Origin of the sequence: Saccharothrix sp. (assembly GCF_031180885.1) — a bacterium.
Lineage (GTDB): Bacteria > Actinomycetota > Actinomycetes > Mycobacteriales > Pseudonocardiaceae > Actinosynnema.
Window position 1 is genome coordinate 567,446 of the sequence record NZ_JAPSLK010000001.1, and the last position, 12,846, is coordinate 580,291.

The 12,846-nt window shown below is 72.1% G+C and carries 11 protein-coding genes; 7 read left to right on the plus strand and 4 right to left on the minus strand.

Annotated features, from left to right (window positions below; translation table 11 throughout):
* Nucleotides 1-7: 7 nt before the first annotated feature.
* Nucleotides 8-619, minus strand: a complete 612-nt coding sequence (locus tag RIN75_RS02850; protein ID WP_309110141.1) for a macro domain-containing protein — start codon at nucleotides 617-619, stop codon at nucleotides 8-10.
* A 103-nt stretch (nucleotides 620-722) separates the two neighbouring features.
* Between RIN75_RS02850 and pheA the strand changes: the two genes are divergently transcribed.
* Entirely contained in the window at nucleotides 723-1,616 is an 894-nt protein-coding gene (gene pheA / locus RIN75_RS02855; RefSeq protein WP_309110142.1) for a prephenate dehydratase, read from the plus strand.
* Entirely contained in the window at nucleotides 1,613-2,224 is a 612-nt protein-coding gene (locus RIN75_RS02860) for a histidine phosphatase family protein (RefSeq protein ID WP_309110143.1), read from the plus strand. Before pheA ends, RIN75_RS02860 begins: the two co-directional genes overlap by 4 nt.
* A 9-nt stretch (nucleotides 2,225-2,233) precedes the next feature.
* Here the strand turns inward: RIN75_RS02860 and RIN75_RS02865 are convergent, their stop codons facing one another.
* Together RIN75_RS02865 and RIN75_RS02870 are read right to left on the minus strand one after the other, a co-directional pair.
* On the minus strand, nucleotides 2,234-2,584 hold the full coding sequence (locus RIN75_RS02865) for a metallopeptidase family protein (protein ID WP_309110144.1): 351 nt from the start codon (nucleotides 2,582-2,584) through the stop codon (nucleotides 2,234-2,236).
* A gap of 4 nt (nucleotides 2,585-2,588) precedes the next feature.
* Entirely contained in the window at nucleotides 2,589-3,635 is a 1,047-nt protein-coding gene (locus tag RIN75_RS02870; RefSeq protein ID WP_309110145.1) for a septum formation family protein, read from the minus strand.
* A gap of 126 nt (nucleotides 3,636-3,761) precedes the next feature.
* Between RIN75_RS02870 and RIN75_RS02875 the strand changes: the two genes are divergently transcribed.
* From RIN75_RS02875 to RIN75_RS02895, 5 genes are all read left to right on the plus strand, one after another.
* Nucleotides 3,762-4,634, plus strand: coding sequence for a hypothetical protein (locus RIN75_RS02875; protein ID WP_309110146.1), 873 nt, complete (start codon nucleotides 3,762-3,764; stop codon nucleotides 4,632-4,634).
* Nucleotides 4,635-5,798: a glutathionylspermidine synthase family protein gene (locus RIN75_RS02880; RefSeq protein ID WP_309110147.1), complete on the plus strand. Its 1,164-nt coding sequence runs from the start codon at nucleotides 4,635-4,637 to the stop codon at nucleotides 5,796-5,798. It abuts the gene before it with no gap.
* Nucleotides 5,799-5,809: 11 nt separating this feature from the next.
* Nucleotides 5,810-6,262: a DUF350 domain-containing protein gene (locus tag RIN75_RS02885; RefSeq protein ID WP_309110148.1), complete on the plus strand. Its 453-nt coding sequence runs from the start codon at nucleotides 5,810-5,812 to the stop codon at nucleotides 6,260-6,262.
* Nucleotides 6,263-6,844: 582 nt separating this feature from the next.
* Nucleotides 6,845-9,487 (plus strand): HAD family hydrolase, encoded by a 2,643-nt coding sequence (locus tag RIN75_RS02890; RefSeq protein WP_309110149.1) that lies wholly within the window; start codon nucleotides 6,845-6,847, stop codon nucleotides 9,485-9,487.
* The gene (locus tag RIN75_RS02895; RefSeq protein WP_309110150.1) at nucleotides 9,487-10,566 is read left to right on the plus strand and encodes a class I SAM-dependent methyltransferase; all 1,080 of its coding nucleotides are present in this window, start codon (nucleotides 9,487-9,489) and stop codon (nucleotides 10,564-10,566) included. Before RIN75_RS02890 ends, RIN75_RS02895 begins: the two co-directional genes overlap by 1 nt.
* 595 nt (nucleotides 10,567-11,161) lie before the next feature.
* Here RIN75_RS02895 and RIN75_RS02900 read toward each other — a convergent pair.
* Complete coding sequence (locus tag RIN75_RS02900; RefSeq protein ID WP_309110151.1) at nucleotides 11,162-12,742, minus strand: DUF2142 domain-containing protein; 1,581 nt, start codon at nucleotides 12,740-12,742, stop codon at nucleotides 11,162-11,164.
* Between the last annotated feature and the right edge of the window lie 104 nt (nucleotides 12,743-12,846).

Here is a 12,846-nt window from a genome sequence, read left to right on the forward strand (position 1 = left end):
CAGGTCGTCAGCGCCGGGGCAGGGAGCTGAACACCTCGTCCCACGCGGCGGCGACCTGGCGCGCGCACGTCTCCGGCGCGACCCCGCCAACTCCGGTCCCCAACCCCGGCATCGCGATGGTCCGCACGGCCGACCGCACCGGGCGGCCGTCGTCGAGCCGGCCGTCGCGCCACACCCGCAGCACGGCCCGCGCCGCCAGGTACGGGTGCACGGTGTCCTCCGGCAGGTGCTCGCCGGCGGTGCGCATGGTCGGCGCGCTGATCAGCCACTCCGGCTGCGGCTCGCCGGTCGGCACCACCAGCGCCTCGCCCACCGGCAGCTCACCGCCGTGCAACGCCAGCACGGCGCTGCGCACGTGCGCTTCGACGTGGGGAAAGGCTCGGGCGTACACGGCGTCTATGCCGCCGCGCATCCAGCCCGACGAGTTGGCCGGGCTCACCACGGCCTCGGCCACGATGTCGAGCACCGAACCCCGGTGCACCTCGACACCGCTGCGGCCGTCGGCGACACCCAGCCACGCCGTCGCGAGGGGCTCGTCGACGGCGCACAACACCAGACGGGGAACAGCTACCGGAGCGTTGATCTCACCCTCCGTATCGGCGGACACAGCCGCAAGCATTCCAGGACACAGGGGTCCGGCGGAACGGGGCCGGGCACCCGCCGGCCGGGTGATCCTCGCCTCAGCGACGATCACCGGGCGTGGTGCTCGTATCGTTGCGGCCGTGCTCGCCTACTTCGGACCGCAGGGGACGTTCACCGAGCAGGCCGCCCTCGGCCTCGGCGCCTCCCCGGACGAGCTGGTCCCGTACGACACCGTGCCCGCGGCCCTCGCCGCGACCCGCCGCGGCGACGCCGAGGCCGCGTGCGTGCCGGTGGAGAACTCCGTCGAGGGCGCGGTCCCGGCCACGATGGACGCGCTGACCGAGGGCGAACCGCTGGTCGCCGTCGCCGAGGCCGTGCTGGACGTCCGGTTCAGCGTCCTGGTGCGGCCGGGCGGTGGCGAGGTGAAGACCGTCGCGAGCCACCCGCACGCCCTGGCCCAGGTCCGGCACTGGCTCGCCGAGCACCTGCCGAACGCCGACGTCGTGGCCACCACGTCCACCGCCGCCGCCGCGCGGGCCGTGCTGGCGGGCGAGTTCGACGCGGCGGTGAGCGCGCCCGTCGCGGTGCGGCACTACCCGCTGGAGGTCCTGGCCACCGACGTGGCCGACGTCCGGGACGCCAAGACCCGGTTCCTGCTGCTGCGCCGCCCCGGCCCGCCGCCCGCGCCCACCGGCCACGACCGCACGTCCGTCGTGGTCACCGCGACCGACCGGGTGGGCGCGCTGTCCGACCTGCTCAGCGAGCTGGCGCTGCGCCGCATCAACCTGACCCGCATCGAGTCGCGCCCCACCAAGGGCCGGCTGGGCGAGTACCGGTTCTACATCGACTTCGACGGGCACGTGGCGCAGCCGCGCGTGGGCGACGCGCTCGCCGCGCTGCGCCGGCACTGCCCGGACACCAGGTTCCTCGGCTCCTACCCGAAGGCGGAGCCCGGCGGTTCGGTCCCGGGCGACGAGGAGTTCGTGGCGGCGGCCGAGTGGGTCGCCGCGGTGCGGGAAGGGCGGGAGGCGTGAAGCTGATCCTGGTGCGGCACGGGGAGACGGCGTCGAACCTGAAGATGGCGCTGGACTCGCTGCCACCCGGCCCGCCGCTGACCGACGCCGGCCGGGCGCAGGCGGCGGCGCTGGGCGAGGCCCTGGCGGACGTGCCGGTCAGCGCGGTGTACGCGAGCGCGGCCGTGCGGGCGCAGCAGACCGCGGCCCCGGTCGCCCGGGCGCACGGCCTGGACGTCGAGGTGCTGGACGGCGTGCAGGAGATCTTCTGCGGCGACCTGGAGGGCCGGCACGACCGCGAGGCGTTCGACCTGTTCCTGGCCGCCGCGCACGAGTGGGCCGCGGGCAACCTGGACGCGCCCGTCCCCGGCGGCGAGTCCGGCCGGCAGGTGATCGAGCGGTTCGTCGCGGCGGTGGACGAGGTGTGCGCGCGGCACTCGCCCGACGACACGTTCGTGCTGGTCAGCCATGGCGGGGCGATCCGGCTGGCGGCGCTGGCGATGGCGAAGAACGTCCAGCCGGCGCTGCTGGAGGCGGGGCTGCTGCCCAACACCGGTCAGGTCGTGCTGGAGCACGACGGCGCGGGCTGGGTGTGCACCTCGTGGACCGGCGTCGACCGGATCGACTAGCGCGCCCGGTCAGCCCCAGCCCAGTTCGTGCAGCTTGTCGTCGTCGATGCCGAAGTGGTGGGCGATCTCGTGGATCACGGTGATCGCCACCTCCTCCACCACGTCCTCCTCGGTGTCGCAGATGTCGAGGATGGCCTCGCGGTAGATGGTGACCCGGTCGGGCAGCACGCCGCCGTAGTCGGTGGTGCGCCGGGTCAGCGCGATGCCGGTGTAGAGGCCCAGCAGGGACGGCTCCTCAGGGTTGCGGTCCTCGACCAGCACGACCACGTTGTTCATCGCCGCCGCGAACTCCGGCGGCAGCAGGTCCAGGGCGTCGCCCACCAGTTCCTCGAACCGCTGCCGGGTCATCTCCGCGGGCACGGCATCACCTCGACGGCTTGGGTTCGGACGAGTTGGAGGTCGGCGTCACCGACGCCGAGGACGACCCCGACGGCGCGCTGCTGTTCGACTGGGAGTGCAGCGGCGCGCCGGTCGGCTCGTCCTGCTGCACGGTCGTCGTCTGCGGCGGGTTCGACGTGGTCAGGGGCGGCGCGTTGGGGTTGCGGACGCTGCCTTCCCACGGGTTGAGGCCGGTGCCGTCGGTGGCCGCGCCGACCTTGCAGTTCGCCCGGTGCGAGCCCGCCGCCCAGCTCTCCGGCGCCCGGGTGTCCCAGGTGACGACCAGGCCGCGCGCCTTGAAGTCCAGGCCGCCGGAGTACTCGGCGGCGATCCGGGCGCACTCGCCGGACAGCACCTCGTCCTGCCGCTCGACCGGCGGGAAGTCGCCCGCGGGCAGCGTCACCACGCCGACGACCTCGAACGCGTGCGGCTTGACGCACTCGACCGGGTCGCCCACGCCGCGCGCCTCGGTGATGCCCAGGCACACGCCCGGGTCGTAGACGTCGGACTGGTCCTGCGTCTTGGCCGACCCGTACGCGGGCAGCAGCCCGCCGGCCGGTCCCGCGACCTGGAGCCCGCAGCGCAGCGTCCGCTGGCCCTCGGCCCACAGCCGCTCGCCGGGGTTGAGCGGGCCGACGGTGTACTTGCCGAACGGGTCGAACCGGCCGCCCAGGTAGTCCAGGGACGTCTTGGCGCAGTACTCCTCGCTGATCTTCTGCCACTGCTCGTCGGTCGGGAACGGCGCCTGCGGCCCGTACCCGGCCCCGATGTCGGCCACGCCGGTGACCTCGAACATGTGCTGCGCCGCGCAGTCGACCTTGGTCACGTCGGACAGGTTCGCCCTGGTCCAGTTCAGGCAGTCGCCCGCCTGCGAGGTGTAGACCGGGTTCACGGCCGCCTCGGTGGCCCCGCCGACCGGTCCGCCGGCCACCGGCCAGGAGGTGAACGTGCTCAGGGCGAGCAGAGCGAGCGCACCGGCGAACGCGCCGAGCATGACCAAGTGGTCACCTCGACGAAACCAGCGAGCGCTCATGGACATCTACTCCATGATGCCTGTGCCGACCGCGCTGCCAACCGGGCGGGTGGACTGTGTTGCTTTTGGGACACTCGTCACCCATTCGGCGGCCGATCTCTGTACCGTCCCCGCCGGGAGTGGCTGATGACTGAGAACGACCGTAACGACGAGACGACGCCGCAGGCCGGCGGGCCCGCGAACCCACCGCCCTACGTGCCGCCGCCGGCGCCTCAGGGCGGGCAGCCGCCTGCGCCCGGACAGCCCGCGCCCGGACAACCCGGTGGCGCGCACCCGGCGCAACCCGGGCAGCCGGGCTTCGCGCCGAGCGGGCCGCAGCCGACACAACCCCTGCCGGGCCAGGGCGGTCCGGCTCAGGGTGGTCAGGGCCAGCCGGGGCAGCCGGGCTTCGCGCAGAGCGCGCCCCAGCCAGGCCAGGGCGGTCCCCAGGGACCCGGTGGTCCGCAGGGGTCTGGCGGTCCGCAGGGCGGCAAGCCGGTCAAGCGCGGCGAGATCCGGCAGCAGCAGCCCGGCGTCACACAGCCCCGGCCGCCGTCGGTGGCCGAGCAGCGCGCCCGCCAGCAGGCCGCCAAGCAGCAGCGCGAGGCCGCCGAAGCCGCCGCGGCCGAGGAGGCCCGCCGCCGCAAGCGGCGCAAGCGGCTGCTCATCGGCGGTGGCGTGGCCGTGGGCGTGGTCGGCGTGGTGGCCATCTGGTACGCCGTGGCCAGCCCGGACGAGGTCGAGGCGCAGTGCGTCCGCGACGACGTGGTCGTCGAGGACCAGTACTGCGACGAGAACTACGCCCGCACCCACGGCGGCTACCACAGCAACGGCTTCATCTACATCGGCGGCAGCTCCTACCGCTACTACTACGGCGGCACGAGCGTCCCGGTCGGCCAGAAGGTCAGCGGCGGCAGCTACACGATCCCCAAGGGCGCGAACGTCACGACCAAGTCCGGCACGACGATCCAGCGCGGCGGGTTCGGCGTCTCCGGCGGCAGCAAGAGCGGGGGCAGCTGAGTGCGCCGGGAGACCTCCGCGCCCCGGCCGAACTGGCAGCGCACCGTGTCCGAGCAGGGCCTCGTCTTCGGCGCACCCGCCCGCGCGGCCGACGGCAGCCCGCGCCCGTACTGGGACGAGTCGGCGCACTACGTCTTCGACATGAGCGACGTCCTGTCGCTGGAGGCGGACGTCGAGCTGCTGCACAGCATGTGCCTCGAAGCCGTGGACAACGTCGTGCTGACCGAGCGGTTCCGGGACTTCGGCATCCCCGAGTGGACCTGGCCCGCGATCGCCGAGTCGTGGAAGCGCCGCGACCCGCACGTCTACGGCCGGTTCGACCTGCGCTACGACGGCCGCGGCCCGGCCAAGCTGCTGGAGTACAACGCCGACACGCCGACGTCCCTGCTGGAGGCCTCGGTCGTCCAGTGGAACTGGAAGACCGACGTGCACCCCGACGACGACCAGTGGAACTCCATCCACGAGAAGCTGGTCGAGCGGTGGGCCGAGATCGGGGCGAAGCTGCCGTCCAACGAGGTCCACTTCACCTGGTCCGGGGCCGACCCGTCCGGTGAGGACCACGTGACGGTCGCCTACCTCCAGGAGACCGCGGCCGAGGCGGGCATGAACACCGTGGGCCTGGCCATCGAGGAGATCGGCTGGGACTCGCTGCTCAACCGGTTCGTCGACCTCGAAGAGGCCCCGATGGGCACGGTCGTGAAGCTGTACCCGTGGGAGTGGGTGGTCGACGAGCAGTTCGGCCGCTTCGCGGTGGAGAGCCTGCCGGGCACCCTGTGGATCGAGCCGCTGTGGAAGATGCTGCTCTCCAACAAGGCGCTGCTCGCGGTGCTGTGGGAGATGTACCCCGGCCACCCGAACCTCCTCCCCGCGTTCCTCGACGAACCCAGCGTCCTCACGGAGTACGTGCGCAAGCCCCGGTTGGGTCGGGAGGGCGCGAACATCCAGATCGTGGCGCCGGGCTACGAGACCATGACCGGCGGCGTGTACGGCAAGGAAGGGTTCGTCTACCAGGCGTTCGACCCGCTGCCCGAGTTCGACGGCTACCGCCCCGCGCTGGGCGCGTGGGTCGTCGGCGACACGGCGGCCGGGCTCGGCATCCGCGAGACGGTCGGCCTGGTGACCGACGATGGCGCGGCGTTCGTCCCGCATCGGATTGTCGAATGAATGGAGTGGCAGTGATCAGCGAACTCGCGTTGGACCCGGGCTTCGGCTCCGCGATCGGCCGGGGCATCGGCGCGATCGCCCTGTACGCGGTCGTCGGCCTCGCGCTGATGGTCTTCGGCTTCTACGCCATCGACTGGACGACGCCCGGCAAGCTGTCGACCCTGGTGCGCACGGGCGCCCCGAACGCGGTCATCGTGACGGCGGCGGGCCTGGTCAGCATGGCGCTGATCGTGGTGGTGGCGATCTACAGCTCCGAGGGCAAGCTGGACGAGGGGCTGCTGTCGGCCCTGATCTACGGCCTGGTCGGGATCGTGGTGCAGGTGCTCGCGGTGCGCCTGCTGGAGTGGGTGACCCGGCTGGACATCGGTTCGCTGATCGAGTCGGAGCGCTTCGCGCCGGCCAGCGCGGTCGTGGCCAGCGCCCACTTCGCCCTGGGCCTGGTGGTGGCGGTCGCCATCTCCTGACCGTTCGGGCCCGCCGGGCAGCACTCCGCGAGTCGGAGCGCTGCCCGGTGTGCTTTCGGGCGGCTTTCCGGCGCGGCACACGCTCCGGCGTCCGGCCTTTGCCGCCGCAGGCGGCCCCGCCGAAGGCGGGTGCAGTTGGGGCTTTGCGGGGTGGCCTGGGAGGGGGTGGGCGGGTGGACACCCACCGGCGGCAAAGCCCACCCGCGATCCGCCACCCGACCAACTGACCCAGCCCCGGCGAACCCCGCCGCCCCCGAGCCGCCACCGCCGAGCCGCCACCGCCGAGCCGCCACCGCCGAGCCGCCCACCGCAGTTCCAGCCGTCGCAGCCACGGCCTAGGTCCGGCGCTCAGGCCCGCGCTCCTGTCCCGGGCGTGGCCTCCGGCCCCCGTCTCGATCGTCCCACGTGGCACCGACAGAAACCGCCCCTCGGAGTCCGCTCGACAGTCGGCAGGCGGTTCGTTTCCCCCGTCCGGGTATGGTGGGCGCGCCGGAGGGCGACCGCGTCCCCCGGCGGCTCGCGCTTGGCAGCGCAACACCTGCCTCTCCGCACCGGACCAGGGAAGATAGGGGGGTCACCGCGATGACCGAGGTCGCGGACACCAGTCGACACGCTCTGCTCGAAGACGTCCACCGGATGATCGCCGACCGGTCGTGCGAGGTTCTCTCGCTGGACATCTTCGACACCGTGCTCTGGCGTCGGGTACCCCGTCCGGCCGACGTGTTCGGCATCCTCGGGGCCCGGCTGCGCGCCGCGGGCCTCTGCCCGGACTGGGTCACCGACGCCACCTTCCGGCGCATGCGGCACACCGCCGAGGAGAAGTCCCGGCACGGCCGCGACGCCCTGGGCACCGAGGTGTCGCTGTTCGACATCTGGCGCGCCATGCCGACGGACGTGTTCGACAAGGCGCTGCTCGAAGAGCTGGTCCAGGCCGAGATCGAGGTCGAGCGCGAGTTCACCGTCGTCGACCTGGACATCGCGGGCGTCATCGCCCAGGCCCGCAAGCACGACGTGCCGATCATCCTGGTCTCGGACACCTACTTCACCGCCGAGCACCTGTCCTACCTGCTCGACCGGCCCGAGCTGGACGGCTTGAAGGACGCCCAGGTCTTCCGGTCCCACCAGCACGGCCTGGACAAGGCCAACGGGCTGTTCGAGATCGTCCTCAAGCAGCTCAACCTCAGCCCCGAGCAGGTCCTGCACGTGGGCGACAACGAGGTGGCCGACTACGAGGTGCCCACCGAGCTGGGCCTGCGCACCGTCCACTTCCGCCGCCTCGACGAGCCCTACGCCGTCGTGCTGGAGCGGGAGAACGAGTCGCTGCACCCGTTCGGCCCCTACGCCGAGAACCTGCACACCACGCACGGCGACTTCGGCATCACCAGCCTGCGCGCCAAGACCCTCGCGACCGCGGCGGCGGACAGCGGGTCCGGGCGCGACACCGCGTTCCGGTTCGGCGCGGCCGTCCTCGGGCCGGTGCTGACCGGGTTCGCCGAATGGGTCGCGTGGCGGGCGCACCAGACCGGCACGCGGGTGCTGTGGTGCCCGATGCGCGAGGGCGAACTGCTGTCCAAGCTGGTCAACAACGCCGCCCAGGTGCGCGGCTGGGACGTCGAGGCCAAGCCGATCTGGCTGTCCCGCCACGTCACCTCGCTGGCCGCGCTGGAGCACTTCGACACCGACTCGGTCCACGAGTTCATCCGCCGCAGCTACCACCTGTCCGTGCGGCAGCTGCTGTCCGTGCTGACGCTGCGCTCCGGCGAGGTCCCGAGCCTGGCCAACGACCTGGACACGATCGTCGACAACGGCGGCATCGCCGAGCGGGTCGCGATCGCGCTCACCGAGACCCCGCACATCCAGAACCGCCTCAAGGCCACCTTCACCGCGGCCCGCGAGCGGCTCATCCGCTACCTGCGCACCACCGGCGCCCTCGACGGCGACGACCTCACCCTGGTCGACCTGGGCTGGGGCGGCACCATCCAGCTCCAGCTGGCCAAGGCGCTGCGCATCGCCGAGATCGACCTGCGCCCGGCGGGCCTGTACCTGGCCACCGACGACCGGTCCGTGCGCACCTACCTGGCGGGCCTGCGCGCCGAGGGCTACCTGGCGCAGGCCGGCCACCCGGTCGACGTCGCGTCGACCATCGTGCGCAGCCCCGAGGTGCTGGAGCAGTGCGTCAACGCGCTGTGCGGCTCCCTGATCGGCTTCACCGAGGACAGCCAGCCCGTCCTGGGCCGCGTCTCGGAGTCGCAGACCCAGAACACCGAGCGCCTGGCCGCGCAGGAGGGCATCCTCGCGTTCCAGCGCCAGTGGAACCGCTACGTGCGCACCAACCCAGGCTGGCCGGAGCTGGTCAGCGAGCCGGCCGCCAAGGACCGCCTGGCCAACATCCTGGTGTCCGCCCTGAAGGCGCCGACCGCCGAGGAGGCCTCGGTGTTCGGCAACTGGGCGCACGAGGACAACTTCGGCTCGTCCGTGGTCACCATGGTCGTCCCCGAGGACCTGCGGGCCGCGATCCCGTACCTGTCGCCGGCCGACCTGGAAGACCTGCACATGCGCGACTCGTTCTGGCCCGCCCTGCTGGCGGCGTCGGACACCGGTCTCGCCGCGGCCAGCCGCGCGCTCAACCTGGGCGCCGTGAGCCGGGACGTGTTCGAGTCCTCCGGCGAGCCGTTCGAGACCCGCCTGCGCTACCGCACCGTCGACGACCGCTGGCGCGACGCGGGCCGCAAGCGGGTCCGCATCAACCACAACGGCCTGTCGTTCGCGCGCCTGCGGTTCGAGCACCACGACACCGTCGACGTGTCGCTGGCGATCCCCGGCCGGCCCGCCGTGGTCCGCGTCGACTGGATCGAGGCGCGGGTCATCGCGAACGGCCGCCACCGCGAGGAGCCGCTGCGCTGGGAGACGCCGGAGGACTTCGCCGGCCTGACCTTCGCCGAGTGCCGCTGGCTGGGCGGCAACCTGGTCGAGTTCGACTCGCCGCACGCCGCGATCTGGCTGCCGCTGGCCTCGCGCGCCGGTGGCCTGGTGTCCTCGGGCACGGTCACCGTGGCGTTCTCGATGCTGCCGCAGTCGCTGTCGAACCTGGCGCCGAAAATGCCGCCCGCCAACCGGATCGCGCGTATTACGGGGCGTTTGCGGGAGGAGTACCGTGCCCACGGCGCCACGGGTGTGGCGGCCGGGGCGGCGCGTGTCGCCATCCGCAAACTGGGAGGCAGTTGATGAGCCTGCTCGTGGACATTATCGGCAGCCGGGAAGACCCGCACTCCCAAGCGCGTGCGGCTCGCAAACAGCCGTTGCTGCTGCACTCGATGTCGACGTTCCGCGAGCTGTTCGCCGTCGTGTTCGCGCACCGCGAGATCGAGACGGTCGTCGAGGTCGGTGTCGAGTCGGGCCAGGTCAGCTCGATCTACACCGACCTGGGCGCGTCCGCGGTCCACTGCGTCGACCCGCACCCGACCGACGAGCTGCGCGCCACCCTGTCGGGCAACGACAAGCTGCACCTGGTGGAGAAGCGGTCGCCGGAGGTCCTGGCGGAGCTGCCGCACGCCCAGCTGTACGTGCTCGACGGCGACCACAACTACGCCGTGGTACGCGCCGAGATCGGCTGGATCATGCGCAACGTGCCGGACGCGGTCATCGCGATGCACGACGTCCTGTGGCCGTGCGCGCGCCGCGACCTGTACTACGAACCGTCCCCGCTGAGAGGCGAGGACAAGCACGAGTCGTCGTCCGACGGCCCCACCATCAGCCACGACGGCCTCACCCCGGCGGGACTCGTCGGCCTGGGCGCGTTCACCTGGGCGGAGAAGGCGGGCGGCGAGCGCAACGGCGTGCTGACCGCCGTCGAGGACGCGATCGCCGAGGAGGAGGGCGACTGGCGCTTCGAGGTCGTGCCCGCGGTGTACGGGTTCGGCCTGCTGATGCGCGCGGACGCCCCCGGGGCGGCGAAGATCCGCAAGGACCTCAAGCCGTACACGTCGTCGGAGCTGATCGCGAAGCTGGAGAACAACCGGGTCGCGCTCTACACGCGCGTGCTGGAGATGCAGTACGAGGCTGTGGCGCACGCGGACGATGCCGATCGACTGGCGGAGACCATCGCGGCCCAGCGGCACGAGATCGCGGCCCTGAGGGGCGAGGTCGAGCACCTGCGTAGGGAGACCGACCACCTGCGGGACGCGAACGCGCGGTTGGAGCAGGAGCTGCGGGACCCGCTGTCGGTGCGGGAGCCGAGTTTCGGGTCGGCGATCAACCACTTGGGGCGGGCTACGGCGGCTCGGCTGCGGAAGGCCCGGCAGTGAGGCGAGCGTTGAGTCCGGCATTGAGTCGGTAGTGGTGATGGAACGGCCGGTGGTCCTGGGGACCACCGGCCGTTTTGTGTGTGCTGGGCGCGACGGGCGTGAGGTGAGCGGCGGGTCGGCCCTGGGTCGGTCCTGGGGCGGCGCGTGTGGGGCTTGTGGGGCATGTGGGGCGTGTGGGGTGGAGCGGGTGGAGTCGAGCGGGTGGAGTGGGTGGTGGCGTTGGGTGGTTGGGTCGCGTTGGGCATCCCCACCCACCACCCCCGCCAAGCCACCCCAGCAAAAGCCACCAAGAGCACCCGCCTGCGGCGGCCGGCACGGCCCGGCTCCGCCGGGGTCGTGCGACCCGAGCGCGCAGCGCTCGGGTCAGCGCGCGAAGCGCGCTTGGCGCGCAGCGCCTGGCTTGTGCCAGGGTGGCCTGGCGGGGGTGGTGGGTGGGGATGTCCAACGCGACCCAACCACCCAAACCCTCAGCCCACCCCACCCAGACACCCGCCCAGGGCACGCGACCGAGCAGCCCCGCCTGCGCAGGCCCGCCCAAGGCCGGCCGCTCCGAGGCCTGCACGCCCCTGCTCCAGCCCTCCCCGGCACCCCGCGCCTACTGGCGGGCGGTCTCCGGGACCCGGGTCTCGCCGTTGTCCGTGTGCGGCACAGCCTCGATCGTCGTCGTGTCGTCCGAGACCGGCTCCGCCTCGACCTCCGCCGCCGGCTCCGTCGGCACCCGCGACGCCCACCAGAACATCGCGAACAGCACGATCACACCCAGCGTGGCCGCCGCCAGCGGGAGCACGTGACCGCCGTACGGCTGCACCCAGCTGCCCTTGAACGGGTTCATGATCGCGAGCCCGGACTGCCACCGGATCATCGTGAACGCCACGCACACCAGGTGGATCGGCAGCAGCAACAGCGCGAACACCCGCGTCGCCGACCGGAAGTGGGCCGCCGTCAACGCGTTCTTCGCCAGGATGTGCGCACCCAGCAGCGGCAGCACCACCGCGCCCGGCAGGAAGTAACGGCCCTGGTTGAACCAGCCCGTCTGGTTGATCAGGTACAGCTCCGCCGCCAGCAGCGGGGTGAAGGTGCCGAAGAACAGGGCGATCATCCGCCACCGGTCGACCCGGCCACCGACGATGAACCCGCCCAGGATCAGCACCCCGAGCGCCGCGAACCACACCACGTAGATCAGGCGCGGCATGAGCGTCTCGGCCCAGCCCATGACACCGACCATCTGGTTGGCCAGGTTGGGCCAGAAGTCCAGGAGCGCGACCTTGAGGACGTCCTTGTACTGGTAGTCGTACCGAGGCGGCGCGACCTCGGCCGTCCCATTCGTGAACGTCCACAGCACGGACGCGATGCCGGCCAGCACGACCGCGCCCAGGCCCACCTGCACGGCCCGGGTCCGCACCAGCTCCTTCACCCGCTGCCACCGCACCGGCACGAGCAGCGCGAACGCGATGACGCACAGCCACATCACCCCGCTGAACCGGGGCGTCACGATCACCGCCGACGACACGGCGGCCAGCGCAACCGCCGCCTTGTTCACCGGCCCGCCCCCGCGTTCGTGCAGCAGCGCTATCAGGGCCACGCCCAGGCACAGCCCGGCGGTGATCTCGATGCCGTTCGGGTTGATCGACCCCGCCAGGTGCGCGGTCATCGGGGTCACCGCCACGACGATGCCCGCGAGCAGCGCCCGGTGCCTCGTCCAGCGCACCGCGCCGACCACCGCGCACGCCAGCATCGCCGCCATCAGACCGGCGCTGATGAGCCGGGACAGCATGATGCCGCGCCATTCCGGCCAGAACTTCAGCGGCCAGCCGACGACGGCGTAGTAAACAGGGTTGAAACGCGCTTCTGACACGTAACGAACAACAAGGGTCCGATCGCCGCCCGGCTCTTCGGTGCAACTCGCGGGCACCGTGACCTGCATGGGGAAACAGGAGCGGTGGCGCAGTACGCCGTTCTCCAGCTTGTTGTTCTTGTCCAGGCTTTGCGGGACGAGCTGCCCGTTCCCCTCACGCGAGAAGATGTCGCCGTTCATGATGGCGGCGGCGCGCAGGGCGTGTTGTTCCTCGTCCGGCGGTCCGTCGAAGGGCGCGGCAAAGGCCCAGCCCGCGTGCAGCAGCCAGAATCCGATGAAGGCGAGGAGCCAAAGCCGTGCACCCGAAGGCCGGTTCGTCACGGGCGCGTAGTCTATGCCACGCTGGCGCGGTCTCCCGGTTCAGCCCCGGGAGGCGGGGACGCCCGGTCGCACCGGTTACAGCGCAAGATCGAGCAAATCGTAGA

Coding starts and splice junctions, on each gene's coding strand:
- RIN75_RS02850 (WP_309110141.1), bottom strand. CDS start 619: ATGCTTGCGGCTGTGTCCGCCGATACGGAGGGTGAGATCAACGCTCCG.
- RIN75_RS02870 (WP_309110145.1), bottom strand. CDS start 3,635: ATGAGCGCTCGCTGGTTTCGTCGAGGTGACCACTTGGTCATGCTCGGC.
- RIN75_RS02875 (WP_309110146.1), top strand. CDS start 3,762: ATGACTGAGAACGACCGTAACGACGAGACGACGCCGCAGGCCGGCGGG.
- RIN75_RS02890 (WP_309110149.1), top strand. CDS start 6,845: ATGACCGAGGTCGCGGACACCAGTCGACACGCTCTGCTCGAAGACGTC.
- RIN75_RS02895 (WP_309110150.1), top strand. CDS start 9,487: ATGAGCCTGCTCGTGGACATTATCGGCAGCCGGGAAGACCCGCACTCC.